Origin of the sequence: Paenibacillus solani (assembly GCF_050475945.1) — a bacterium.
Lineage (GTDB): Bacteria > Bacillota > Bacilli > Paenibacillales > Paenibacillaceae > Paenibacillus_AQ > Paenibacillus_AQ solani_A.
In genome coordinates, this window is sequence record NZ_JBCMXJ010000003.1 from 1 (window position 1) to 22,070 (window position 22,070).

A 22,070-nucleotide genomic window follows, 5' to 3' on the forward strand; every position below is an offset into this window, starting at 1 on the left:
ATCCACTAGGCAGCTGCTCAGGTTACCTGCAGCCCCAGGATGGCCATCGGTTACATCGGCAGCAGCCGGCATCCTAACATCCTGGTACGTCTTCCGGATCCGCGCAGCTGCTCGGGTTACCTGCAGCCCCAGGATGGCCACCGGCTCTATCAGCAGCAGCCGGCATCCTAACATCCTGGTACGTCTTCCGGATCCGCGCAGCTGCTCGGGCTACCTGCAGCCCCGGGACGGCCACCGGCTCTATCGGCAGCAGCCGGCACCCTAACATCCTGGTACGTCCTCCGGATCCGCGCAGCTGCTCGGGTTACCTGCAGCCCCAGGATGGCCACCAGCTATATCAACAGTAGCCGGCCCCCTAGCATCCTGGTGCGTCTTCCGGATCTGCAGGTAGCTGCTCGGGTTACCTGCAGCCCAGGACGGCCATCGGTTACATCGACTGCTGCCGGCACCCTAACATCCTGGTACGTCTTCCGGATCTGCAGGCAGCTGCTCGGGTTACCCGCAGCCCCAGGATGGCCACCGGCTCTATCAGCAGCAGCCGGCCCCCTAACATCCTGGAGTTTCGAAAACATCGATTATAAAAGAAGTGAAAACTCTTTACAATATAACTTATATAGTTATAATATAACTTAATCAGTTATTTAAATTGAACGAGGGGGATAAATACGTGAATAGGATTAGCCTTACCGATCAACTCAGAAAGCTGCAGGAGAAAATAGCGGCTGAGTTTAGTCAGGATCTTACAGGTGAACGCATATCTGAATCCTTCAATAATTGGAAAAATGAATATCGGAGCCTATCTAAAGATATCAAAGGATATCTCTCTTACATCAGGGACTTGGAAGACGCCATCAAAGAAGATGAAGCTGAGATACGGTTGATGGAACGGCAAGTAAGAGAAGGTATGCAAAGCAGCCTCAGAACTAAAGAAGCATTGAAAAAAAGAAAGTATGCCGTGCTTTTAACAAGTGAGGTTATTCCGCGGTATAAAGGTGAAATAGCTTACCGGAAGCGAGAGATTGAGATAACTGAACTTATTCTGGCCGGTCATTCCCGGTCTGAAGCTATAAAAATGACGATTGTCGAAGAGGAACTGGAACCCACATTATTTTAGGGAGTTGGAGAAATGCCTGAATGGATACAGTATCAATGCGAAGGATGCTGCCGAGAGTTTGCTGTTAAAGAGTCGCCTGGAAATGAACTAGAAGAACCAGCTTGTCCAGAGTGCATACAGACAAACGTTGTGATCAAGGAGGGATAAGAGGTGCCTTACCAATGTATGAATACAGGCATAAAACTCAATGTTAGAGCTGATAAGCGAGCCCAGCGCCGTTCTGCTGCTAGGGTTGCTGTCGGTGAACGTTGGGAATTTGTTCGGGGAATGTACGGCAATGTATACGAGATTGTAGATCATGAGTGTTATCGCTGGTATCGGCAAGATAGGGCAGTAGATGGTCAAGGTGATGTGTTTGAAGGGTACCTTCCATTCATATGTGACTATTGCAATCAGATTGTTGACACTATCGACCATGTTGAATATAAGGCAAATTACTGGTATTACACAAAGCCTAAACTCCCAAATGCTAAGTGGAGACAGAATACTGTACAAGTAAAATTCAGCCGTTGTGAAGCATGCAAACATGGCCCTCTGCCCTTTCCACGAGAAATGATCGGGTACCACATGACTGAGCTTTACCAGGACGCAAAATTGATTTATACGCAAGAACGGCGCTTTTAGAGAGGATATCTACGGCTTGGCCTAATACAAAGGAGTTGTAAAAAAGTGAATCCAGAAAATGTCCAGTTTGCGAAAACAAGAATTTGAAAATATACGAACAGATAGCTATTGGTCGCAATGATGGGTTTTTAGAAGTAACTTGTTGGAATTACTTTTGTAAATGTGGATGGTCTGGAGAATTGGAAACACATTGATCGATGCCGGCTATTTTAAAAGCAGGATGTAAAGGTATTAATGCGTGAATAGAAGGTTCTAGGAGGAAAGAAAATGACAGATAGAAACTATACGCTACAAAATGGAAATGAGTTAATTGTAACGGAACAAAACACCTTATTTGTTTGTGTAGCTAATGAGGGAATCGCATTTACGACATATCCCGATATGGTTTTTGGTGAAGTGTTAAAGCTAGTAGATACGCTGAATGCCGAAATTAAGGATCTTAGAACCAAACATGAACGGCTGTCATTAGAATATGTTGAAAACCTTCTGTTATTGAAAGAGAACGAATCAGAAAGTGTCATTATTGCTGAAGAGTTACTTAGACTCAAAAATTTGGATTATGAATCCTTTACTATATTAGAGCAAGAATTAAGTGGTTTAGTGTTGGTTGATTAGTAACGGAGGTATTATATTAGTAGGTTTCGCGTATACTATTAGCAAAACCGTCAATAAAAACTGCTATAAACAGGCCATTTCCTTTAGGGAGGTGGCCTGTTTTATTTATATGGATACCATCATATACCTGTGTTATCGGATATATAGCTATGCTACCCTGATATTTAGGAGGGATAAAGGTTGGTTATGATACATCCAATGTTACTAGTAGACGCTCCTAATCCCTTTGAGTCAGATGCTCATATTGCTGAATTAAAGATCGATGGGATCAGGGGAATCCTGGAGATAAACGACAAAGTTAGATTATATACACGTCATCAAAATGATGTGAGTTTTAGATATCAGGAAATCACTCAAGCAGCTGCTCAAGCAACTAGTAAAGGTACGGTACTAGATGGAGAATTTGTTGTGTGTGATACCTCGACCGGAAAACCAGACTTTGAGGCAACTATGGCCAGATTTTTATCAAACCCTAAGCCTGGAGCGAATCGAACACCAGGACTAACCTTTGTCGCTTTTGACATTCTACAGCACAAGAGTAAGGACCTAACTAAGCTTAATTTGATGCAGCGTAAGGAGATTTTAGATGAGGTTGTCACAGAAAATGAAGTGATCAAGAAAATAAGGTATATGGAGCATGGATTCATACCCTTGTTTGATCTCTGTAAGCAGCAGCAGCTGGAAGGTATCGTTATTAAGCGTAGAGATAGCCGATATTACCAAGGTAAACGGCCAGATAATCTTTGGCAGCGTGTAGTGGTTTATCAGCGCGAGGAGTGTGTCATACTTGGTTACTCCAAACGGAAAATCGCTTGGCTGATTGGGGTAGAACAAGATGGCGTAATAATATCTGCAGGGATGCTGAAATATGGCATTACACCATCAGTGCGCAAAGAGGTATTTCCCAAATTGAAAAAGATGACCAACAGAGAAACAATAGATTTTGCTTATGTGGATCCATCAATTAAAATAGATGTTCGGTTTCGACACTGGACCAAACAAAACAAAATGAGACTCGCAGTATTAGAGCGAGTACATCAATAAGAGGACAAATTTATGTCTTCTTTTTTTGTGGTTTTTTTCTGATCTTCCGTCCATTATCTTGAGCTGTTTTTATAATAGCCTTGACCAATTCCTTCGCTTCTTGATCATTAATCTTCATATTAAATCCCTCCCATGGTCTTAGTATGGACACATGAAAAAACTGGCATACCTCTGCCCTCCTCACTCATACATATAATTAAGTCTGCAACACAACAACAGTGTTACGGCGGTACTCCATAAAAAGGTGAGGGTTATATGCCAGGGGAGAGAAAGGAACGAAGTGATAAAAAAAGACCGGTTGCTCCTTACATCAGGGCAGCTGCTTATGAGCAAATAGCCAGGATAACTTATGTCTGTGATCTGCCCTTAAAAACGGTCGGTGAAATGTTGGCCAGAGAAGGACTGAAATCAAAAGAACTCCTGGATGTCATTAAAGTGAATTTCCGGAGAGATTTTATTGTGGATGATTATCAGTATTGTATAGGACACGCAGATAATAAACCATTCCGGATGAACATCAAGGGGGAGAAGTGCCGGCTGGCAATGCGATTCTTTGGTTTTGAGCATGAAAGGTTTGCGGCTCTTGCCTATGCTCTGGATTGTTCAGTTCAAATGGCCATAGGATATGTGATTGAAACAGCATTGGAGAAAAAAAATGTTATGCTCTCAATTTTAAGCAAAGGTATCATTCGGGATCTAGATCCGAGAAGAAAAGAGCAGCTGCGCCGTATTTGCCGGTATCTGGATCAACACAGTCCGGAAGCCTACATAACGCTTCCGATGGTGATGGAGCACGTAATTGCTGGGAGCATATCGAATCAGAAAAAAATAAAAATGACAATAGATGCCTGGGGGGAGTGATCCATGTTTTCAATGATTGTATATTGGATACGTTATTATAGAAGGGAAGGGATTAGTATGTGTGGCAGATTTACTTTGACAAGCGAAGTATCTGATGTGATAGAAACGTTTGATGTGAGCAAGGTCGATTATGAATACCAACCACGTTACAACATAGCACCATCTCAGACAATTGCCGTTATTAAGGAACACAGTGGAAGACGTATACTAGAAGGTTATAGATGGGGCCTTGTCCCTTTCTGGGCCAAAGATATCAAGATAGGTTATAAGATGATTAATGCCCGTGCTGAGACTATTCAATCCAAGCCGGCCTTTAGGCATCTGATCTCCAGGAATCGTATCATTATTCCTAGTGATGGCTTCTATGAATGGAAACGAGAAGGTAAGGATAAAAAGCAGCCCTATCGATTTCAGATCAAATCAAAGGGCGTGTATGGCTTTGCTGGCTTGTATGATGAATGGACGGATCCGGACGGAGAGAAACTGCGCAGCTGCACCATCATTACTACGCAGCCGAATGATCTGGTGGCAAATGTCCACGATAGGATGCCAGTTATATTGGACAATAAAGCTATAGATATCTGGTTGGATCCGGAAGTCGAAGATAAGGAAAAGCTTCAAAAATTATTAACTCCTTTCCCTGCAGCCAGCATGCTGTCCTATCCAGTTTCTGCAGCTGTAGGAAACGTCAAGAACACTGGTTCTGAATTAATAGATGAGATCCCTTTAAACTCGAAATAAGACTCACTCCCATGCGAAAGCTTGGGGTGAGTCTTATTTAATTTAGTGAGAATCCGATAGGGTTTAAAGAGCGTCGGCCTCCTTTTTATTCCTTTATAGAATCAGCTCCAGGTCCAGGTATAAACTCTAGGAGTTCAGCAATGCTGCTAACTTCAAGAAAAGTTGCTAACTTATCTAACGTTTCTAAATCCACTCGCTTTGCCGTACCATGATACAATCCTGAAACCGTGTTTATTGCAAGCCCTGTGCCTGCAGCAACATGCGCTACCTTTAGTCGTTTTTTACCCATAATCGTACTGATATGATTAACTATCACGATCAACACCTCCTAATATTAATTTTACATTAGGTAATATAAATTATCAACTAGTTAATAAATTCGATTGACTAGTTAAATGATTTGTATTATATTCATATCAGGAAGTTGATATAAAATAATAACAAGATAATATTTGGAGGGGTCATAATGTCTCACGGTAAAGAAAGACTTACGCAAAAGCAAAGGATAAACTTCGTAAATGAGAATATCGCAGAGATGGGAATGATAATAGGCTATCTAATTGCGGAAGGAGCATTTCCTCAGTCTGATTTAGATATTTCTACAACAGATATCAGTCAAGCTATTATAATATGGGCGAAGGAATTTGAAGATAAGTATGAGGGGCCCGATTTTGATTATAGAAAGGGATATCCTGAGATTGGAAATCCTCAAACGTATATTGAAGCGATTGATAATTTCACCGATTTAAAATTAAAAGAAGCAGGCTGGATTACTGAAGAATATATCTTACAAAAAGGCCGTTTTTGGAATGATACGATCCCGCCAGTCATTGAGGTTTAATACGCATAGAGACGTCCCAGATATGTCTAGGGACGTTTTTATATTGCGGATTATTTCGATTTTATAAGATATTAATCAAAACAATCAATATGTTAATTAAAAATGTTGACTTAGTGATACAAAAGGTCTATATTTATATCAGGAAGTTGATATAAAACATTAACTAATTGGTTGGAGGAATTGAAATGAATCACATTCAAAAAACGTACATGTTGGCTAAAGCACATTTTGAGGCAATAGATGAGCAAGTAGCGTCAGTTGATATAATGTATATTGCTGACAAAGGGATCGTTAACGCTGATGGTAGCATCCCAAGAGCGAGCTGGGCTATTGATGACGATGCTACTTGCGAGTTGGCAATGGCTGAGTGCACTAAAATCGCCACCGAATCCGGACTCTGGGATGAGCACTGCAGAGCGAGAAAGCTTTTAAGAGAAGCGGAAACAGAGCTCATAAAGTTTGGCCTTAGTTTCCTGCCAAGAAAAGATCAGGAGGTCTTAGAAAGGGCTGTTGAGAACGATCTAACATGTCGAACAAAAGTGCTTGACTTGGCCTTTCGTTTGGACACAAAGACAGTAAAAGCTTAAAACCAAACAAAGTACCTCCCGATCCGAGGACCGGGAGGTAGAAGTCAAAGCGCTACTCTTATTTGTTCAATGTACAATGTATTGGTTATGAAACGAAATAGATTCCTTCTTTCAAGGATGACCACTATAGTATAATTAATTCAACTCCACAATATGAATAGGGAACGTGAATAGGAGGAGACTATGTCCAAGAAAAAGATTCTAAAAAGAAGTGAAAGAACATATCCAGGTTTGGATCCTACCATATCGCTTGATTACCCCAAAGTAGACATAGAAAAATTGCGGAAGAAGTACCCAATACGCAACAATATTCGAAAAGCAAGTAATGAAATACAAGTAAGAAAATCTGATGATCAGGATAAAGAGGTTAACGACCATTTAATGGACATAGCGGTATTCGGAGCTCCTTTAGGAGTTTTCAAAAAGAAAATGTAATTAATAGACTAAATGGATATTGAATTTGAGTTCATTGGAAAGTGATTACGACTGTGATCGATCGAGGAAGACCAGGAGAGCGTCCTCGATTTATTATTCTACCAACTAGTCGTCTTCTCTATATAGAAGATGACAAAACGTGATATAATGGAAGAAGGGAACCTGCATTCAACCGTTCGGTAAGGACAGAAAAACTTGTCATCTTCTATAAATGAGGGATTAATACATGTCGGAAATGTTTGAGGTTTATCTTCAGAATCTTGATCGTAAAGGATTAGCCACTTCCACAATTAATAATTACAAGGCAACTTGGAGCACGTTTAAGAAGTGGATACTTCGGACTGATCCGGATCTGCAGGATGCCGGTCAGGCCACACAAAAAGATATCGCAGACTTTAAGCGATACATGATGGAGCATGGAGGGAAGGGAGGAGGACCAGCAAAGCCAAGCACGATGCAACTAACCTTCGTGCATTTAAATGCGATCTTTCTATATTTTGCCGAGCAGAAGCTTATTCCGGATAATCCGGTTGGGCCAGTAAAAAAACCACCAGCACCTCGCCGGACACCGAAATGGCTTGGCCGAAACGAACAGAACGCATTTCTTAGAGAGATACGCAAAAGTGGATCAACAAGGGATTACGCCTTAACGATGATGATGCTTCGAGCAGGGCTCCGAGTACATGAAGCATGTGATCTCTTCAAAAGTGAACTTCAAATAGGTCCACGCAGCGGAAGCGCGTATATTCGAGGTAAAGGATATAAGGACCGAGAGGTTCCGCTAAATGCTGAAGTACGGTCTGCATTAGAAAGTTACCTCAAAGACTATCCTTCAGATAGCCCTTATGTTTTCACCTCGCAGCGCTCAAGCAAATTGTCCGTTCGCGCAGTCCAGCATATGGTCGAAAAATATCGGGACCGAACAAAGATTGATAATTTATCCTGTCACGGACTTAGACATACTTTCGGGCACGACCTTGTGGCTGCCGGTAACGATCTGCAGAAAGTGGCCATGCTGATGGGGCACTATAAAGAGGACGGTACGCCGAATATCGAAATGACCATGATCTATACAACTCCTGGTACCGAGGATCTGGAGGCAGCTGTGGAGTCGATCAGTTGGACTTAAACTTAGCAAAATTAAATTAATGGAAGTTCATGCTTAACTCCGCAGAATGGGGAATGAATAAAATGACACATATTGATACAGTAGTTTTGGTAATCGCCATTGTAATTTTAGGAGTTTTGATAGGGGCTCTGTTTGCCTTAAGAAAAACGAGTGATACAGAGAAAGTCAGTCAGGCATTAATCTACTTTCTCTTTCCTGTGGCCTTTTGTTTAACTGGAGCAGTTATACTGATTGGAATTTTTAATTGAAATTTCTGGATGATTGAGGATGGCAAATTTCAGTTACTGCAGTGAAGTCGATCAGCTGGCCACATTGATGGGGCACTTTAATGCACTAGGAGAAATAGAATGAGTTGAGGGAAAAGTGAACTGGTTAGTCGTGGGAATGAAAAGAAATGACTTGATGAACATAAATTAATATTGGAGGTATACATGGAAAAATTTCAACATCTTCAAGAACAGGACGGCACTCTGCATTTAAGTCCATGGAATCAGATCCGAAAAAATCTGAGGTATGCTTTATCAACGAATGCTCCTATTGTGAGAGCTTATGTGAATATCGTGGCTCTATTATTAGGCGTATTAATAGGTTTACTAGGTGCTAGTTTATATAATTATATTTTTTAGGATTTGAAATCGTTAATAGAGAATGGAGTGGTACTTATGGGTTGGAAAGATTTTTTCTTCCGTGGAATAAAAAAAGAGCAGAGTATAGTTGAAACGAAAAAAAGTTTACTACAAGAAATTGAATCAGTTATCGAAAAAATTAGAAAGGATTATTATACAAATGATTCCATACAAATTGAACTAAATGATGAGCTTCCAATTAATCAGGGAGAAGCCAACTTTGATAACTATCCATATAAAGTTGTTATTGGAGTCAAAGGGTGCAGTGAAAAGCAGGATCTCTTAGATTCGGAGTGGATCACTTTGAAAAACACAATTGTTCATGAATTAACACATATAAAGAATAGGGTCCAGATGAACAAAGACACCCATGAAAAAATAACGGCTAGGATACATTCGCTACCATACTTTGCTATGCAATTAATTGATGAGTATAGTGCGTATAAAGCAGCAGATGATAGATTTAAGCAAGTTAAATTGATGTCGGATGAAATTGATGTACAGAATGCACTTAGAGCTTTTTGGTTTGCCAAGAATGTTGCAAGATTGAGAGCAGAGACGAGGTATTCATATTACTACAATAATATCACTGCGGTTATAGTACATAGCTTAAGAAACAAGAATTTTCCATCCATTCCTGAAACGTATGCGGGGTACAATAATATGTGTAGAGATTTAATGGGTATTCTTTCTAAGTATAATTCCAAAATGCCATTAAATTACGATGAATATGAACGAGCAGGGAAAGAATTGTGGGTAGCTTTATTGAAAATGGTTCCCATAGAATACCAACAAGATTTCAGAAAAAATGTTGGAGTAAAGTGGGTGTGAAAACTGAGAAAATGTGATATTAGATAATGCCATGATCATAATCTATACGTCTCCTGGTGCTTAAGATCTGGAGGCTGCGGTGGAGTCTATCAACTGGACTTAATCAAACTGAGGAGAGTGGAGGAATATGCTAGAAATTATTCAATTGGGTGAATGTCCCGAAGCCTTAAAAACAGCATTGAAATCCTACTAGAGCAACAACCTAATGCTGAAATACTCTCGGTACAAAAATGGGCGAGTACGCCGTATAAAGATAAGACGATTATTGATACTTCTTTTAAGGTTTAATATGCTCGGGACAACAGACGGCATAAAGCCCGTACAATGAATTGGCTATCTAGAGGAATTAGATACTTGCAAACATAGCAAGATTTATTAAAGAAGCCCACGAAAAAGGTAGAGTCGCAATGATGGGCGTGGGCTCTATTATGGTATTTCTTATTAGATCATTTTTGAAGCGCACGTTTCAAAAAAAGGAAGGGAATTATGAAGGAATTAAAATTTATAACTATAAGCGATATTGTCGAAGAATTACATAAAGTATTTGATCTATTCAACAAAGCCTATTTTAACGAAATGTTGCCTCCTACTGCTATAACTATTCAATCGAATGGAAACAGGAAGCTATCTATGGGATGGTGCACAACCAAACCAGTTTGGGGAAACGAAGATGGATCAATCCAAATGTACGAAATTAACTTATCGGCTGAGTTTATGAACCAAGACTTTTTTGAAACGATGGATACAATGCTGCATGAAATGGTCCACCTATTTCACATGGTTACAGGTGTCCAGGATACCTCTAGAGAAGGGGTATATCATAACAAGCGATTTAGAGATAAAGTTTTGGAGCTTGGGTTTGAATATAATGAGCCAAAGCCTCATCCCCAATATGGTTGGACATTTGCCCGATTAGGAGCTAAAGCTAAAGAGAAAATCGGCAGAATGCCAATTAATAGAGAGGTCTTTGTTCTTGCTCGTTATGGTTATGCTTACTTTAAAGCTATTACTGAAGGCCGTAAGCCACAATCAATAAAAGGATCGACAGAAGCAAGTTCAGATCAAAAAGACGGAAGTATAGAGGGGTCTAAACCATCTGCACAGAAATGGGTGTGCCCTAATTGTAATGTCATCGTTAGATCCCATAAAAAAGAACTAAATATTATATGTGGTGACTGTAACCAACAATATGTGAAGGATTAGAATAAGTGGAGTTGATCAGTTAGGCGTAGATGATAGAGATCAATGAATCTAGAGGTGAATGATATGAATAACGCTAGATCAAAAGAACATATTCTAACAAAAATCGAAGAGGAAAGATTACATAATATAAATATCTTAAAGAAAATATTTGAGGAGCGGTATTTGGAGGAAGACCGCATTAATTTGATATTTAAGGGTATTAAAGAAGCTCTGAATAAGAAGAAAGATAATTTTATAGCGAGGATATGTATAAGTAGTTATTTTTCAAACGGCGGTCTTTCTGGCCCATGGCCATTGCGCACGTGGGACTTCGTTTTTGATGAAGAAATAAAGGACTATTATACAAAAAGATGGTTTTTGAACAAACGAATATATAACAAGAAAAAAACAGGGTATGAGGTTCTAGAATACCACCAAGATTTGGTGAGATTTAACCGAAGTGTAGACGATGTATTAGAGCGAATTATTACAGATTCTAGTTCGGTAAAACAAGTATTAAATGAACTTCAAAAAAATTCGTTTACAGCAAAGGTAATCAAGATGGATGAATGGGTATATGCCATTTCGGTATCATTATAGTTACTGATAGCTGGTGAATTAGGGGATATTAAAAATGACAGCCGGCACACCCCCATATTGGGCCTCCGGATCCCCACGTAGCTGCTCGGATTGCCTGCAGCTCCAGGATGGCCACCGGCTCTATCAGCAGCAGCCGGCACCCTAACATCCTGGTACGTCTTCCGTATCCACTAGGCAGCTGCTCAGGTTACCTGCAGCTCCAGGATGGCCACCGGCTCTATTAGCAGCAGCCGGCACCCTAACATCCTGGCACGTCTTCCGTATCCACTAGGCAGCTGCTCGGGTTACCTGCAGCCCCAGGATGCCATCGGTTACATCACGTATTCGTTACACAAATCCTAAAGCTTATGATTGGTAATTTATGAAGTTGATAAAGTAAAGAGTTAAATGAATAGGTGGAGTCGAAATGGTATTATTCTTTCTAGCTTTATTCCTTCTAGGTTTCTTTTTGTTCGCAGCTGCTGTTGTTGTATCTTGGGAAAGGTATAAAAAAGCAATTCTCCGGACTTCTAATGAGCTTTCTAAATCAATTTTTAGACCTGGTTGGCCAGGGGGTCTATTAATATTTATTTCTGTTGTTTTAGTAAGTATAGTGAAGTGATTGAAAGAATTTCATTGTGGTGACTGAGGAATCAGAAATTGGAGACCTGCAGTATAGTCGATGTGTAGTCAGTGGAAACTTCATAACTCACCGGTGTTACAGAAAATATTTCGCCGGCATGAGATACAACGAGCAGTTGCGATCGCCCTTGGCCATATCAAGGCAGTGCGCAACTGCTCTTCTTTTTCTTATTGATCGGTCCGATTCCTCTTGGAGTTATTGTTAGGGCCGGTTACATCCACTAGCCATTCTTGAAGTACGTCCGGAATTTCATTCAAGTGGGCATGGCAAAACAACAACTTTACAAATAACTAATAAAGTTATATAATAACCAATAAGGATATTAAATCTGAGTAGGAGGGAAATGAGGATACATATGTCAACACAAGGAGATGCAGTGAGAATCAGAAAGAATAAGAAGCCAAAGGTAAACATCATGTACAAAAATTTTAAGATATATGAAGAAACGGACATAACAACTGGCGATCCAATCTTTGCGGTTTATACAAAAGAAGAATGGGGATATGGAAAAGGGTATCGTAGCTCAGAATGGGATGCAACTTGCCTAGAGGAAGCAAAACAGTTCATCGATTCCTATTAGGTATTATCTCATTGCCTTAGCTAGTTATTAAGAATAAAATCAACTGGCCTTCATTTAAAGAGATGGAGGCCAGGAGGGAGTGCTTCTAATGTATGAACTTAATGCACGTTCTCTTCTAAGAGCATTTATTCGGAGGCTTATGAAAGTCGGGGAATTTAAGACTGCGCAAGGTAAAGCTAATTTATACGCCGGTAAGACTCAATTAGCAATACAACTACGAACAGTCTCCAGTAAAAGACCGATTGTTCTGAAATACAAGATTATTCGGGCAGCAATACAGCAAACCTACGCTCACCGTACCATTACGCGTAAGGACCTTGAGGATTATACCAAAGGGGCTAATAGTGCTTTGCTCGGTATTTTGATTGAAATATTCAGAGATTCTGCAAGGATTCACCGGACTGTCACTGGTTTGATTCGACTCACTTTAAAAGGGATTCGTTATTTTTTTGCTGGAGTCGATAGAGTAAAGCGCGATCTGGAAATAGCAGCTGCCAATGGAGCTAAGTTCGTTCTTATGAGCTATGTCCATATAAGAAAACGAAACGCCTGGAAGAAGCACGTCCTCCGCTTGGGATTAAAAATTATGCTGGACAGCGGAGCCTTTACAGTATGGGAGGCTGCAAAGGCAGGGAAAGATTCGATGGAAAAGATCGATATAGATGAGTACATCTTATTCATTAAGACACACCAGGACGTTATACATTCATATGTAAATCTCGATGTGATTGGTAACCCAGTGTCTAGTAAGAAGAACGCAAAATATATGAAAGATCAAGGGCTTAAACCCATCGAAGTATGGCATGCAGGAAGTAGCATTTATGAACTAGCATCTTTAGTCAGGGAAGATCAAGCTATCATTGCGATTGGTGGAACCGTGGGTATGTCTGAGAAAAGGCGAGCTCGAATTTTTCGCTGGGTATTTAAACTTTTTCCGGATCAGAATTTTCATTTCCTCGGAGGAAGTAGTAAATTGCTTTATTCTTTTCCTTGGTTCTCAGCTGATTCTACTGGCTGGATCGTTGGCCGAAAATATGGAGCGATAATAGATCGAGATGGACAGCGAAAAGCACCTCATATGAATCCCCTTGATGCTCTGGCATATAATTGCAAATATTTCTCTAGTCTAGAAGCAGCGTGAGAATGAAAACATCTGATAACAATCACAGGTATATAGTATGAGGGCCATTGTTAATAAACAAATGGCCCTTTATTTTTAATTACTACATCTAATCTGACCGATTACTCGCTCCAAGCTGCAGGAGTGATCGGCTTAATTAGCCTCTTTCAATGTGTATCTGCGCAGGAAAGAATCTTAATAGCTCATCCAATACTCTAAGTTATTCGGTTTGGGTGGCGATTTCTCAAGAACTTCATTTTTAATGATTTCGATCCCCTCAGTGGCAGACTTGTCTGGCCATACTATGTATCCATGCTCCTCCAGATACCGAAGCCCTTTCAGAAGATCTGACATCCTCAGTCCGGTCATGATTTCTAGCCGATTGAAATTAGGCATACGGCTCTTATGGACTGGACTTGGATAGTTGATTAGGATTCGGAGTAATTTACGTTCACGATCTGGCAGCATGTTAGACACCTCCTATAAATTATCACAACATTATACCATGATTTTAATGATTCGTTCCCCTATTGTTCGGTTGTATTACACAACCACATGTGATAAGTTTGAATCAACAACAATGAGCGGACGAGAAACCAACAAGCCGGATAAACCGGATGAGGGTAAAGGAGACGGGATCATGAAAGCATTTAACGAATTGAACGCACACAACTCGACAATCATTGAGTGGGAAGGTAAGGAACTGAGAACGACACAGAATCCACATCCTACTGATGACGGGAAAATGTACACCGCTAATGCTGTAGACGCTGATAATAATGAGTATGTATTGGTTTGGTCGATCATTGATCCTGATATTACAGACGAGTCCTCTATCTGTGATTGGGACAATCCTGAAGGTGTGATGCTGGTAAAGTAAAACCGCCTCTTGAGTATGTAGGTGCTGCGTGGATTGCCGAACATATTAATACTACGCAGCAAAATGTAACCAAAACGGCTAAGGCTATGTTAAAACCTTCTTACAGAGGTAAAGAAACACGATTCTCACGGCCTGATGCTGTAATCAAGGGGCGACAAGGGGAACTAACACCATTATGGCTTGCGAGTCGGTTTAAGGATGGTAAGGAAGTATAAGCGCGGATCTTAAAAGCATAAAAAACATTTATTATAATGAATACCCTACCAGTTATAATCGGTGGGGTATTCGTCATAATTGCTGGCGATTCTCTACAGCACTATTTTACACCGGTTATAATGGTCACTTCTGGCTACCATCTTCCTTCAGGATCCGATGAGTACAAAGTTTTGTTGTTTTTTTCGTTCTTTACTCCAGTCGATGGTTAAAGCATCAAAATGGTGTACGGCCTTTTCTATTACCCTTCTAACTTTGTCCGGATGGGGTAAGCCATCGATCCATCCTTGATTAAATACAAAGAACTCATCCAATCTTTCATTCTTATTAGAAGGAAATAACAGCAACCTTGTAATACGCCCATTGGAGATCCCGAGTTCCGATGGGTTCTCCATTACTTCCACTGTTAATAAATAGCCATCTATTTCCGCGCTATATCGATTTGCCTTACCATTACTGTTTTTTTTCACGAACATATTATTCATTCCCTTCACTAAAGCTAGGCCAAGAGCCTGGTAGATCGTGGTTTGCTTTCTTCTCTTGAGATATATCCCTTTTGTTCAAGCTTGATTAGAAACCTCGACACAGTAGAAGTTGAGGTTACATTAATGAGTGTTCCTATTTCTTTTATTGTCGGCGGATAATGGTTCTTCTTCATAAATGATTGAATGGCCTCCAAGGTATCCTGTTCACGTTTGGTTAGGGTTGTTTTTATCATTATAAGGATCCTCCTTAACGCGTTTGATAGCACTGTTATAGTGATCTTCTGAAATTTCAAAACCGGTAAATAATCGGCCATTAGAACAGTAGCCTCATAAACCGGACCACATCCTACAAAAAAGTCCACGAAATGTTCTCCAGGCTGACTACTTTGTACAATCATAGGGACGATGAGTTCAACTGGCTATTCTGTAGGATGAATCATTTTATTTCCAGATAATTTAGGTGTTTTCCACACATCTATTCTCTATAGTCCATGTTGTAAATAATACACAATTCCAATTAATAAGAACGCTTGTTCCTATTATATACGAACATATGTCTTGTTAACAACGCGAAACTATTTTCTGTTCAGGTAATGGGGATTTAGCTGACTGATAAAAAATAACTTTAAAAGTTAAGAATTAACTTTACAAATATCATATAACGTTATATTATAACTTTAATAGTTATTTTTGTGAGGTGACAATTATTGATTGAAAAAGTTTTATGTACTTATTGTGGAAGGGAATCAGAGGCTAAGATTCGTGAGATCGGGGCTCATGAAATTCCTGAAGATTGCGAGAGTTGTGAAGCTGAAGTCTTATGTTATGAGAACGATGAAGAACCTGATGAATTAGGAAATAAACGAATGTGAGAAGGGTGGGCTACAAATGAATGTACGCATACAAGCAATCACTTTATTAGAGCGTGTTGCTCTTGTGAGTGTTAAGGGAGAAACAGAGCCTATATTACTCCGATTCGAAAAGCTAAAGGCAAAAGAAGATGGCACGGCATTCTTTAACTGCAGTGTTCGCCATAAAGTGGATGAAATCGGTACGGAAGCACCAACTTTAAAACGTAAGATCTATGTAAGCGAAATCTTAGCTATTCAATTCCTGGATACTGAAAGGCAGCAGCGCTTACGTATGCTGAACACCTTTGCGGTTATGGTTAATCTAGATGGTTTTACAGAAGATCGAAAAGCAGCTTTTTTAGAGAATTTCAGTCATATGTACGAGGAACGTGATGAGCTCTTAAAAGATAATGTTACAGAATTTAAATTATAACTGGAGGGCTTACGATGCTACAGCAAAAGAATATGATTCAATTGGATTTGGATGAGATTGCATGTGAGTTAAACATGACTGGATTTAGAGATGTGGAGAAGTTACCTTTCTTATCAGATCAAAATCATATGTACTTTATGGGATACGATGAAGACTGTAACCCTGTACAGATTCGAGTCAACACAACAAATCTCACTGTGTATGCGCGTTCACATACTGATGAATCTTATATTGAATGTAATGATTTAGAATACAGGCCAGTTTAACCCTATCTTGAACTACTATGTCGTTGTCCTCCGCAAGCTAGAATTAAAAGCAAGCGGAGGATAAGATACTAAGAACGAATAGAAACAGAAAGTAGGTAAAACCATGGCATTTATGATCGCTCAGAGAGCATTCATCAAGGTTCATTTGATCACGATGATAGAGAAGCATCAAGGATATGGATATCGTATGCTGGAAAGCATGAAGGAGGATTTTGCAGATTTAGGGTACGTTCCTCCGGTGAGTGAAATCTATCGAGCTCTACATGATCTTGTCCAGGAGGGTGTGCTATACAGGACCAAACAATTGAAAGGAAACGATCCAACCACGGATTTCCAAGAGATCGTAATCTACCAATTTACGGATGCGGGATATGAAAAAGCAGAGTTATATAAAAAACAAGTCAAAATTGACTTGGATCGCTGCATTGCAATTCTGAAAAAGGCTGTTCGCGACAATTATTAGACTTAAGCGAACTTCCAGACTATTCCTATAATTCTGGAGTATGTTATAATTAATTCAATCTTAACCAACTCCCGAGTATAAACCGGATGTTACGGGTATATACTTTTTACCAAGCTTTGCTTGGAGGTGAGGGGGCATGGAAGAGAAGAAGGAGGAAGAAAATATGATTACAAAAAACAGTAATACTCAAAAAACTACTACTATCAGCAATTCCGATGTGATGAAGCTTGCAAAAAAAGGTGCTAATAAATATAGAAAAACCTTGGATAAGTTGGCTAAGAATTAATGTACGTAAGGCTAACTCCCGAACAAATCATTCAGATTCATGATGCTGAAATAGCAGAGTCCAATGGACTAGCAGGCATTAAGGAGCCAGGATATCTAGACTTTATCTCTGAAAAACCTTTTAGTGTTATCTTTGGAGAGGAGCAGTATCCTGGCTTATTTTTAAAAGCAGCCGTTTTTATGTCCAGCCTCATCACATCACATTGTTTTTATGATTGTAATAAGAGAACAGCAGTACTTTCTACATATGTTTTTTTAGGCGCTAATGGCTACGAGCTTGATGCCGACGATGATGACCTATTTAAAACCGCGATTAAGGTGGCTAATCATCAACTTACTGTTGAACAATTGGCATCTTGGCTTGAAAAAAACTCAATTAAACGCTGATTTATCATATACGATGCCGGGACACTTGTTGTCTCGGCATTTATATTTTCTGCTGGAGCCCCCGTTTGACCCCATCATCATGGTGCATCTTCCGGATCCCCACGCAGCTGCTCGGGTTACCTGCAGCAACGAGGACGGCCATCGGTTATATCGGCAGCAACCGGCACCCTAGCATCCTGATGCGTCCTCCGGATATGCAGACAACTGCTCGGATTGCCTGCAGCAACCAGGATGGCCACCGGCTACATCGGTAGCAGCCGGCCACACCTTCCTGGTACGTCCTCCGGATCCCGCACAGCTGCTCGGGTTACCTGCAGCCCCAGGATGGCCACCGGCTATATTGGCAGCAGCCGGCACCCTAGCATCCTGGTGCGTCCTCCGGATATGCAGACAACTGCTCGGATTGCCTGCAGCAACCAGGATGGCCACCGGCTACATCGGTAGCAGCCGGCACACACCTTCCTGGTACGTCCTCTGGATCCCACACAACTGCACGGTTTACCTGCAGCCCCAGGATGGCCACCGGCTATATTGGCAGCAGCCGGCACCCTAGCATCCTGGTGCGTCCTCCGGATATGCAGGCAGCTGCACGGTTTACCTGCAACAGCCCCAGGACGGCCATCGGTATGCAGCACAAAAAGCCGATGGGCTTATAACCCTTTCGGCCCTCGCTAGTCTCTTAGCATTTTATAATGCGCACTACTTAATTTCCCTTAAAAACTATTCGTTCTATTAAGCATCTCCACAATTTGGCTTTATGAAATTTCTGCAACTCCAATTCTCCAAATTATAAGTCAATAGTAAATCTTTCAGCTCTGGTTCTATCATTTCCAGATTTCACTCTTCCTAAACATATATAGATCAAAATTAAACCATTTCATTCTCGTCATACTCAATTGTTATCCAGTCTCCTGGTGATGAGTTTGTAACTACGGAAATTCCCAAAATGAGATCAGTCGATAGCTGCTTGATTTTATTATTGTAGATATTGGAAATGGTGAGTGGTCTAGCGGTAATCCCAATCTCGGCTAGACGTTCAATAAGAATTTTTTGTTTTTTTATATCGGCTTTAGCCATGACCATTTGCAATTGAAATTTGACCCTCATAATACACCTCGTTTTATGTATTTTCTAGCTTTATGACATACATTCGTAGTGCGATGACAACTTCATTTAATGTGTCTCTATAAACTCTATGACTTCCTCTGGGCTATGAAGATAATCCACTTCCAAACAAATCATCAGAGCGTAAATCCCCACTTTATACTCCAGTTCAGTAACTCGTTGAATTTCATAACGTTTATCTTCACCGGCAGCTACTCCACCGATTGTATAGCATTCATCTATAGGTAGTCGCTGAATAGTCAGTTTCTGCACTTTGTTAAGTAACATCCTATCATCCCCCATACAACTTAATATTCATTGAAGGTCATTAATCCGCCAGACTCCTAGTAACGAATATTTCTCTACCAAATAATGCAGGTAAAGGTAATAGGATTGGCCAGATTTTTTATAGTCCCATCTATCATTTATCAGTGTTGTCAAAAGATCGATCTGACCACGTACGAAATGAGATCGTTGCTGGTATTCCATATCAGTAGTAGATTTTTCGATTCTTATAAATTCATTTATGAGCTTCGTCAATGCTTCACGAATAGCTTCCGGAGCAATTGTAAGTTTAGGAAAGTCTATTTTTATGCACTCCCTTATTCAATATGTTAAATGAGCCCTTCTTGCCTTAGCCGTTCCTCATAACCATATTCAATGAGATGTTTTTGAGTTAACCCGATACACCTATCATTAATTTGTTCGACTCTAGTCACGCTGTCAGGATCGAATGCATTTTTCTTCAGTTCCGCGAGTTGTTCGCGTTTAAGATGCATATATTGCAGTTGCTTAATCTCAACTTCAAAATGCAACTCAGCAATTTTGTCTTTATTTACTTCGAAATTATCGAATAGGGATTCACGCTCATTTTTCGTTGCTGTAATCTCTTCCCACTTCGACTCCATTTTTTGCTTTATATCCATAACAAAACACTCTCCTCATAGTACGCTTATATTCAAAATGTTACTTTCATGTGTTTCGAATATTGGATGTTAAAAACCTCTGGATGTATTATCTTAAATATATCACAACTTATATGGTTATCAAATAACTTTAAAAGATATTTTTTGTAAAAAATCCTTTACATGTATAGTGTCTATGTGTTACATTTTAATCAAGCGATAAACATCCAATATCCGAAGCATACTTGAAAGGGAGACGTAGACAATGGAAACTATTTATGAGGTTGTAAGAGTAAAACAAGAAGTTAAAAAAACTGAGCTACCATTGATAAAAATCCAGAGTCCGAGTGATGCTGTTGCATTGATTAATGATTACATACTGGAAGAAGATCGAGAAATTTTGCTGGTGGTTGTGCTCAATACTAAAAATTGCGTTACAGCAGTTCATAGATGCCATATGGGAACTTTAAACGCGTCATTGGCATCACCAAGAGATGTTTATAAAACAGCACTTAATAATAATGCTGCTGCACTCATACTTGCTCACAATCATCCGAGTGGTGAAGTAAAACCATCCCAGGAGGATATAAAACTTACTAATCTTATGGTAGAAGCTGGCCAGCTCTTTCAGATCGAGGTTTTGGATCATATCATTGTAGGCTGGCAGGAAGGATATTATTCTTTTAAGGAAAATGCTTTAATCTAATAATATTGCCACCAGCTATAATTAGCTGGTGGCAAGAACAATTGTTTAGTCATTGATTAAGGTGCTTACGGATGTTTGATAAAATATAGTAAAAGTGAGGAATGAATATGGCTGTTCAATTTATGGATTATTCTCATCAGAACATGTTCCGAATGATACGTTCTCAACTTCCAGACGCAGTGAGAAAGAACAAGGATATTTCGATTGTTGCTTTTATAATGTCGGGCAACGAGACTATGAGAGTGCTAATAAATCCTTATTTGAATTGGGATGATGGAACGTTATTGTATGAAAAAATGATCGAGGATGCACCTGAAGAAGATAAAGAAGCCCTTAAAGTCGTGGCCGAGTTATATAGTGACCAAGAATATGTGTCACTTAATAGTTTAGTGGATTTGAAGGATAGTGATTTATTTGATCTCTTTTTAGCAACATTGCGTTTAAAGAGATATGGATTTGAAAATGATTATGTCCAAGCTGATAATACGATGAAATTAAAGTGATTTTGGGGAGGTCATATGCCAAAACAAATAGCTGTAATTCTTGTACAAAATGATTGGGATGAATTTAAAAAAATAGTTCCTGCTAAATTAAGACACCAGGCGATTGAAGCTTACTTACTACAAAGCTATAAACTTCCTGATGATTTAAGTAATCTTACTAAGAAAAGAATACCTGGATCCACTAGAGAAAATTTGCGATTGAGCGATGAAGCAATTTCTATTATTGATGGGTATGTTGAGATTATTAATGCTGAAGAGGATAAGAGCACCAATCGTTCTGTAATCATTAGGGATGTTATTAAGGGGTTTATTAAAGAAAATAGTAATCAAATCCTTAATACTTCCGTGCGCGAAAAGAAGCATGCTACTTATTATTTTGAACGAGGTACAAAGGATCTCCTTGATCAATTTATAGGACACGGAGATAGAAGTTCTGCTATTGAATACTTTATTCTGAGTAAAGAGATGAATTATAGCTCCTTGTGTAAGTCTACTCTTTTGAATAATTCCCCCCTTGAATCGGAGCCTATTCGCATAATTTTAAATTATGAAGCTGCTGAGGTAATTGAGGGTGTTGTTACATCACTAGACAATAAAGTATCCAGAACTGCAGTTATGCGTGAGGTAGTAAGTCAGTTAATACAGCACCTTTCGGGAAAGCCATTTACGGAATTGCTTTTCAACAATAAATTAAAAAATGTAATTGATCAATACTCTGAGATAGTTGGTAGTAGTAAGGTGGAGGAAGTAGTTTCAGAGTATGTACATCAGCATAAATCGAAAAGTTCAAAATAGAGGAAAACAAAGGAACGGTATAACCGGTCCTTTGTTTTTTTCAGGAGCAACTCCATAGGCCAGCCAGCAATCAACTGGTAGCCATTCTCGTGCTGCAGGTAACCCGAGCAGCTTCCTAGCGGATCCGGATGACGCACCAGGATGCTAGGGTGCCGGCTGCTGCCGATAGAGCCGATGGCCGTCCTAGGGCTGCAGGTAACCCGAGCAGCTGCCTGCGGATCCGGAGGACGTACCAGGATGTT

General features: G+C 40.0%; 36 protein-coding genes. 27 read left to right on the forward strand and 9 right to left on the reverse strand.

Translation table 11 applies throughout. From position 1 onward, the window contains the following. Window positions 1–667: 667 nt before the first annotated feature. The 6 genes from ABEQ74_RS01145 to ABEQ74_RS01170 all read left to right on the forward strand — a co-directional run bounded on the left by ABEQ74_RS01145 (window position 668) and on the right by ABEQ74_RS01170 (window position 4,999). On the forward strand, window positions 668–1,114 hold the full coding sequence (locus ABEQ74_RS01145; RefSeq protein ID WP_430118594.1) for a hypothetical protein: 447 nt from the start codon (window positions 668–670) through the stop codon (window positions 1,112–1,114). A gap of 150 nt (window positions 1,115–1,264) precedes the next feature. Beyond that, the gene (locus ABEQ74_RS01150) at window positions 1,265–1,738 is read left to right on the forward strand and encodes a hypothetical protein (RefSeq protein WP_430118596.1); all 474 of its coding nucleotides are present in this window, start codon (window positions 1,265–1,267) and stop codon (window positions 1,736–1,738) included. Window positions 1,739–2,005: 267 nt separating this feature from the next. Further along, window positions 2,006–2,353, forward strand: a complete 348-nt coding sequence (locus ABEQ74_RS01155; protein WP_430118598.1) for a hypothetical protein — start codon at window positions 2,006–2,008, stop codon at window positions 2,351–2,353. A 186-nt stretch (window positions 2,354–2,539) separates the two neighbouring features. Beyond that, window positions 2,540–3,397, forward strand: coding sequence for a DNA ligase (locus tag ABEQ74_RS01160; RefSeq protein WP_430118662.1), 858 nt, complete (start codon window positions 2,540–2,542; stop codon window positions 3,395–3,397). Window positions 3,398–3,652: 255 nt separating this feature from the next. After that, window positions 3,653–4,258, forward strand: coding sequence for a hypothetical protein (locus ABEQ74_RS01165; protein WP_430118600.1), 606 nt, complete (start codon window positions 3,653–3,655; stop codon window positions 4,256–4,258). Window positions 4,259–4,315: 57 nt separating this feature from the next. Then, window positions 4,316–4,999, forward strand: a complete 684-nt coding sequence (locus ABEQ74_RS01170) for an SOS response-associated peptidase (RefSeq protein ID WP_430118664.1) — start codon at window positions 4,316–4,318, stop codon at window positions 4,997–4,999. 85 nt (window positions 5,000–5,084) lie between these two features. On the opposite strand, the gene ABEQ74_RS01175 is transcribed toward ABEQ74_RS01170, so the two are convergent. Further along, a complete protein-coding gene (locus ABEQ74_RS01175; protein WP_430118602.1) occupies window positions 5,085–5,315 on the reverse strand; it encodes a helix-turn-helix domain-containing protein in 231 nt (76 codons plus the stop codon). Between the two features lie 150 nt (window positions 5,316–5,465). Here ABEQ74_RS01175 and ABEQ74_RS01180 point away from each other — a divergent pair, with 150 nt between their 5' ends. The 11 genes from ABEQ74_RS01180 (at window position 5,466) to ABEQ74_RS01230 (ending at window position 13,573) form a co-directional block, all read left to right on the forward strand. Beyond that, window positions 5,466–5,840, forward strand: coding sequence for a hypothetical protein (locus ABEQ74_RS01180; RefSeq protein WP_430118604.1), 375 nt, complete (start codon window positions 5,466–5,468; stop codon window positions 5,838–5,840). Window positions 5,841–6,025: 185 nt separating this feature from the next. Further along, on the forward strand, window positions 6,026–6,427 hold the full coding sequence (locus ABEQ74_RS01185; RefSeq protein ID WP_430118606.1) for a hypothetical protein: 402 nt from the start codon (window positions 6,026–6,028) through the stop codon (window positions 6,425–6,427). 183 nt (window positions 6,428–6,610) lie between these two features. Beyond that, on the forward strand, window positions 6,611–6,862 hold the full coding sequence (locus ABEQ74_RS01190; protein ID WP_430118608.1) for a hypothetical protein: 252 nt from the start codon (window positions 6,611–6,613) through the stop codon (window positions 6,860–6,862). Window positions 6,863–7,088: 226 nt separating this feature from the next. Continuing rightward, the gene (locus ABEQ74_RS01195; RefSeq protein WP_430118610.1) at window positions 7,089–7,991 is read left to right on the forward strand and encodes a tyrosine-type recombinase/integrase; all 903 of its coding nucleotides are present in this window, start codon (window positions 7,089–7,091) and stop codon (window positions 7,989–7,991) included. A gap of 62 nt (window positions 7,992–8,053) precedes the next feature. Then, entirely contained in the window at window positions 8,054–8,239 is a 186-nt protein-coding gene (locus tag ABEQ74_RS01200; protein ID WP_430118612.1) for a hypothetical protein, read from the forward strand. Window positions 8,240–8,422: 183 nt separating this feature from the next. Continuing rightward, window positions 8,423–8,617, forward strand: coding sequence for a hypothetical protein (locus ABEQ74_RS01205; protein ID WP_430118614.1), 195 nt, complete (start codon window positions 8,423–8,425; stop codon window positions 8,615–8,617). 36 nt (window positions 8,618–8,653) lie between these two features. Next, entirely contained in the window at window positions 8,654–9,448 is a 795-nt protein-coding gene (locus ABEQ74_RS01210) for a hypothetical protein (protein ID WP_430118616.1), read from the forward strand. Between the two features lie 486 nt (window positions 9,449–9,934). Continuing rightward, complete coding sequence (locus ABEQ74_RS01215) at window positions 9,935–10,651, forward strand: SprT-like domain-containing protein (protein ID WP_430118618.1); 717 nt, start codon at window positions 9,935–9,937, stop codon at window positions 10,649–10,651. A gap of 63 nt (window positions 10,652–10,714) precedes the next feature. Beyond that, entirely contained in the window at window positions 10,715–11,230 is a 516-nt protein-coding gene (locus ABEQ74_RS01220) for a hypothetical protein (protein ID WP_430118620.1), read from the forward strand. A 977-nt stretch (window positions 11,231–12,207) separates the two neighbouring features. Continuing rightward, window positions 12,208–12,432: a hypothetical protein gene (locus tag ABEQ74_RS01225; protein ID WP_430118622.1), complete on the forward strand. Its 225-nt coding sequence runs from the start codon at window positions 12,208–12,210 to the stop codon at window positions 12,430–12,432. 88 nt (window positions 12,433–12,520) lie between these two features. Then, window positions 12,521–13,573: a hypothetical protein gene (locus tag ABEQ74_RS01230; protein ID WP_430118624.1), complete on the forward strand. Its 1,053-nt coding sequence runs from the start codon at window positions 12,521–12,523 to the stop codon at window positions 13,571–13,573. 174 nt (window positions 13,574–13,747) lie between these two features. Here ABEQ74_RS01230 and ABEQ74_RS01235 read toward each other — a convergent pair whose 3' ends face one another. Continuing rightward, entirely contained in the window at window positions 13,748–14,020 is a 273-nt protein-coding gene (locus ABEQ74_RS01235) for a hypothetical protein (protein WP_430118626.1), read from the reverse strand. Between the two features lie 112 nt (window positions 14,021–14,132). Between ABEQ74_RS01235 and ABEQ74_RS01240 the strand changes: the two genes are divergently transcribed. Continuing rightward, window positions 14,133–14,432, forward strand: coding sequence for a hypothetical protein (locus ABEQ74_RS01240; protein WP_430118628.1), 300 nt, complete (start codon window positions 14,133–14,135; stop codon window positions 14,430–14,432). A 362-nt stretch (window positions 14,433–14,794) separates the two neighbouring features. On the opposite strand, the gene ABEQ74_RS01245 is transcribed toward ABEQ74_RS01240, so the two are convergent. Both ABEQ74_RS01245 and ABEQ74_RS01250 read right to left on the reverse strand, forming a co-directional pair. Continuing rightward, complete coding sequence (locus ABEQ74_RS01245; RefSeq protein WP_430118630.1) at window positions 14,795–15,121, reverse strand: DUF7678 domain-containing protein; 327 nt, start codon at window positions 15,119–15,121, stop codon at window positions 14,795–14,797. 23 nt (window positions 15,122–15,144) lie between these two features. Continuing rightward, window positions 15,145–15,363 carry a LexA family protein gene (locus tag ABEQ74_RS01250; RefSeq protein WP_430118632.1) on the reverse strand — a complete coding sequence of 73 codons (219 nt, stop codon included), beginning with the start codon at window positions 15,361–15,363 and terminating at the stop codon, window positions 15,145–15,147. A gap of 474 nt (window positions 15,364–15,837) precedes the next feature. Between ABEQ74_RS01250 and ABEQ74_RS01255 the strand changes: the two genes are divergently transcribed. From ABEQ74_RS01255 to ABEQ74_RS01280, 6 genes are all read left to right on the forward strand, one after another. Continuing rightward, window positions 15,838–16,002 carry a hypothetical protein gene (locus tag ABEQ74_RS01255; RefSeq protein ID WP_430118634.1) on the forward strand — a complete coding sequence of 55 codons (165 nt, stop codon included), beginning with the start codon at window positions 15,838–15,840 and terminating at the stop codon, window positions 16,000–16,002. Between the two features lie 16 nt (window positions 16,003–16,018). Then, window positions 16,019–16,414 (forward strand): hypothetical protein, encoded by a 396-nt coding sequence (locus tag ABEQ74_RS01260; protein ID WP_430118636.1) that lies wholly within the window; start codon window positions 16,019–16,021, stop codon window positions 16,412–16,414. Between the two features lie 14 nt (window positions 16,415–16,428). Beyond that, window positions 16,429–16,680, forward strand: a complete 252-nt coding sequence (locus ABEQ74_RS01265) for a hypothetical protein (protein WP_430118638.1) — start codon at window positions 16,429–16,431, stop codon at window positions 16,678–16,680. A gap of 103 nt (window positions 16,681–16,783) precedes the next feature. Beyond that, on the forward strand, window positions 16,784–17,143 hold the full coding sequence (locus ABEQ74_RS01270; RefSeq protein ID WP_430118640.1) for a helix-turn-helix transcriptional regulator: 360 nt from the start codon (window positions 16,784–16,786) through the stop codon (window positions 17,141–17,143). A 136-nt stretch (window positions 17,144–17,279) separates the two neighbouring features. Continuing rightward, window positions 17,280–17,429, forward strand: a complete 150-nt coding sequence (locus ABEQ74_RS01275; protein ID WP_430118642.1) for a hypothetical protein — start codon at window positions 17,280–17,282, stop codon at window positions 17,427–17,429. Beyond that, the gene (locus ABEQ74_RS01280; protein ID WP_430118644.1) at window positions 17,429–17,815 is read left to right on the forward strand and encodes a type II toxin-antitoxin system death-on-curing family toxin; all 387 of its coding nucleotides are present in this window, start codon (window positions 17,429–17,431) and stop codon (window positions 17,813–17,815) included. Before ABEQ74_RS01275 ends, ABEQ74_RS01280 begins: the two co-directional genes overlap by 1 nt. A gap of 168 nt (window positions 17,816–17,983) precedes the next feature. On the opposite strand, the gene ABEQ74_RS01285 is transcribed toward ABEQ74_RS01280, so the two are convergent. The 4 genes from ABEQ74_RS01285 to ABEQ74_RS01300 all read right to left on the reverse strand — a co-directional run bounded on the left by ABEQ74_RS01285 (window position 17,984) and on the right by ABEQ74_RS01300 (window position 19,845). Further along, the gene (locus ABEQ74_RS01285) at window positions 17,984–18,244 is read right to left on the reverse strand and encodes a hypothetical protein (RefSeq protein ID WP_430118646.1); all 261 of its coding nucleotides are present in this window, start codon (window positions 18,242–18,244) and stop codon (window positions 17,984–17,986) included. Window positions 18,245–18,682: 438 nt separating this feature from the next. Next, window positions 18,683–18,922, reverse strand: coding sequence for a hypothetical protein (locus ABEQ74_RS01290; RefSeq protein WP_430118648.1), 240 nt, complete (start codon window positions 18,920–18,922; stop codon window positions 18,683–18,685). Between the two features lie 66 nt (window positions 18,923–18,988). Continuing rightward, window positions 18,989–19,207, reverse strand: coding sequence for a hypothetical protein (locus ABEQ74_RS01295; RefSeq protein WP_430118650.1), 219 nt, complete (start codon window positions 19,205–19,207; stop codon window positions 18,989–18,991). Window positions 19,208–19,533: 326 nt separating this feature from the next. Then, window positions 19,534–19,845 (reverse strand): hypothetical protein, encoded by a 312-nt coding sequence (locus ABEQ74_RS01300; RefSeq protein WP_430118652.1) that lies wholly within the window; start codon window positions 19,843–19,845, stop codon window positions 19,534–19,536. A gap of 244 nt (window positions 19,846–20,089) precedes the next feature. Here ABEQ74_RS01300 and ABEQ74_RS01305 point away from each other — a divergent pair, with 244 nt between their 5' ends. From ABEQ74_RS01305 to ABEQ74_RS01315, 3 genes are all read left to right on the forward strand, one after another. Then, window positions 20,090–20,530: a JAB domain-containing protein gene (locus ABEQ74_RS01305; protein WP_430118654.1), complete on the forward strand. Its 441-nt coding sequence runs from the start codon at window positions 20,090–20,092 to the stop codon at window positions 20,528–20,530. 107 nt (window positions 20,531–20,637) lie between these two features. Continuing rightward, window positions 20,638–21,033 (forward strand): hypothetical protein, encoded by a 396-nt coding sequence (locus tag ABEQ74_RS01310; RefSeq protein ID WP_430118656.1) that lies wholly within the window; start codon window positions 20,638–20,640, stop codon window positions 21,031–21,033. Between the two features lie 15 nt (window positions 21,034–21,048). Next, the gene (locus ABEQ74_RS01315; protein ID WP_430118658.1) at window positions 21,049–21,828 is read left to right on the forward strand and encodes a hypothetical protein; all 780 of its coding nucleotides are present in this window, start codon (window positions 21,049–21,051) and stop codon (window positions 21,826–21,828) included. On the opposite strand, the gene ABEQ74_RS01320 is transcribed toward ABEQ74_RS01315, so the two are convergent. Continuing rightward, window positions 21,801–22,070, reverse strand: a 270-nt coding sequence (locus ABEQ74_RS01320; protein ID WP_430118660.1) for a hypothetical protein, incomplete at its 5' end; no start/stop codon positions are given. The genes ABEQ74_RS01315 and ABEQ74_RS01320 overlap by 28 nt on opposite strands.

Excerpts from the sequence above, each read along its gene's own strand:
- ABEQ74_RS01155 (WP_430118598.1), top strand. The coding sequence starts at position 2,006 with ATGACAGATAGAAACTATACGCTACAAAATGGAAATGAGTTAATTGTA.
- ABEQ74_RS01260 (WP_430118636.1), top strand. The coding sequence starts at position 16,019 with ATGAATGTACGCATACAAGCAATCACTTTATTAGAGCGTGTTGCTCTT.
- ABEQ74_RS01250 (WP_430118632.1), bottom strand. The coding sequence starts at position 15,363 with ATGATAAAAACAACCCTAACCAAACGTGAACAGGATACCTTGGAGGCC.
- ABEQ74_RS01315 (WP_430118658.1), top strand. The coding sequence starts at position 21,049 with ATGCCAAAACAAATAGCTGTAATTCTTGTACAAAATGATTGGGATGAA.
- ABEQ74_RS01240 (WP_430118628.1), top strand. The coding sequence starts at position 14,133 with ATGAGCGGACGAGAAACCAACAAGCCGGATAAACCGGATGAGGGTAAA.
- ABEQ74_RS01275 (WP_430118642.1), top strand. The coding sequence starts at position 17,280 with ATGGAAGAGAAGAAGGAGGAAGAAAATATGATTACAAAAAACAGTAAT.
- ABEQ74_RS01305 (WP_430118654.1), top strand. The coding sequence starts at position 20,090 with ATGGAAACTATTTATGAGGTTGTAAGAGTAAAACAAGAAGTTAAAAAA.
- ABEQ74_RS01230 (WP_430118624.1), top strand. The coding sequence starts at position 12,521 with ATGTATGAACTTAATGCACGTTCTCTTCTAAGAGCATTTATTCGGAGG.
- ABEQ74_RS01200 (WP_430118612.1), top strand. The coding sequence starts at position 8,054 with ATGACACATATTGATACAGTAGTTTTGGTAATCGCCATTGTAATTTTA.
- ABEQ74_RS01245 (WP_430118630.1), bottom strand. The coding sequence starts at position 15,121 with ATGTTCGTGAAAAAAAACAGTAATGGTAAGGCAAATCGATATAGCGCG.
- ABEQ74_RS01165 (WP_430118600.1), top strand. The coding sequence starts at position 3,653 with ATGCCAGGGGAGAGAAAGGAACGAAGTGATAAAAAAAGACCGGTTGCT.
- ABEQ74_RS01215 (WP_430118618.1), top strand. The coding sequence starts at position 9,935 with ATGAAGGAATTAAAATTTATAACTATAAGCGATATTGTCGAAGAATTA.
- ABEQ74_RS01195 (WP_430118610.1), top strand. The coding sequence starts at position 7,089 with ATGTCGGAAATGTTTGAGGTTTATCTTCAGAATCTTGATCGTAAAGGA.
- ABEQ74_RS01270 (WP_430118640.1), top strand. The coding sequence starts at position 16,784 with ATGGCATTTATGATCGCTCAGAGAGCATTCATCAAGGTTCATTTGATC.
- ABEQ74_RS01160 (WP_430118662.1), top strand. The coding sequence starts at position 2,540 with ATGATACATCCAATGTTACTAGTAGACGCTCCTAATCCCTTTGAGTCA.
- ABEQ74_RS01170 (WP_430118664.1), top strand. The coding sequence starts at position 4,316 with ATGTGTGGCAGATTTACTTTGACAAGCGAAGTATCTGATGTGATAGAA.
- ABEQ74_RS01300 (WP_430118652.1), bottom strand. The coding sequence starts at position 19,845 with ATGGATATAAAGCAAAAAATGGAGTCGAAGTGGGAAGAGATTACAGCA.
- ABEQ74_RS01310 (WP_430118656.1), top strand. The coding sequence starts at position 20,638 with ATGGCTGTTCAATTTATGGATTATTCTCATCAGAACATGTTCCGAATG.
- ABEQ74_RS01225 (WP_430118622.1), top strand. The coding sequence starts at position 12,208 with ATGTCAACACAAGGAGATGCAGTGAGAATCAGAAAGAATAAGAAGCCA.
- ABEQ74_RS01220 (WP_430118620.1), top strand. The coding sequence starts at position 10,715 with ATGAATAACGCTAGATCAAAAGAACATATTCTAACAAAAATCGAAGAG.
- ABEQ74_RS01295 (WP_430118650.1), bottom strand. The coding sequence starts at position 19,207 with ATGTTACTTAACAAAGTGCAGAAACTGACTATTCAGCGACTACCTATA.
- ABEQ74_RS01235 (WP_430118626.1), bottom strand. The coding sequence starts at position 14,020 with ATGCTGCCAGATCGTGAACGTAAATTACTCCGAATCCTAATCAACTAT.
- ABEQ74_RS01265 (WP_430118638.1), top strand. The coding sequence starts at position 16,429 with ATGCTACAGCAAAAGAATATGATTCAATTGGATTTGGATGAGATTGCA.
- ABEQ74_RS01280 (WP_430118644.1), top strand. The coding sequence starts at position 17,429 with ATGTACGTAAGGCTAACTCCCGAACAAATCATTCAGATTCATGATGCT.
- ABEQ74_RS01210 (WP_430118616.1), top strand. The coding sequence starts at position 8,654 with ATGGGTTGGAAAGATTTTTTCTTCCGTGGAATAAAAAAAGAGCAGAGT.
- ABEQ74_RS01185 (WP_430118606.1), top strand. The coding sequence starts at position 6,026 with ATGAATCACATTCAAAAAACGTACATGTTGGCTAAAGCACATTTTGAG.
- ABEQ74_RS01180 (WP_430118604.1), top strand. The coding sequence starts at position 5,466 with ATGTCTCACGGTAAAGAAAGACTTACGCAAAAGCAAAGGATAAACTTC.
- ABEQ74_RS01290 (WP_430118648.1), bottom strand. The coding sequence starts at position 18,922 with ATGAGGGTCAAATTTCAATTGCAAATGGTCATGGCTAAAGCCGATATA.
- ABEQ74_RS01205 (WP_430118614.1), top strand. The coding sequence starts at position 8,423 with ATGGAAAAATTTCAACATCTTCAAGAACAGGACGGCACTCTGCATTTA.
- ABEQ74_RS01190 (WP_430118608.1), top strand. The coding sequence starts at position 6,611 with ATGTCCAAGAAAAAGATTCTAAAAAGAAGTGAAAGAACATATCCAGGT.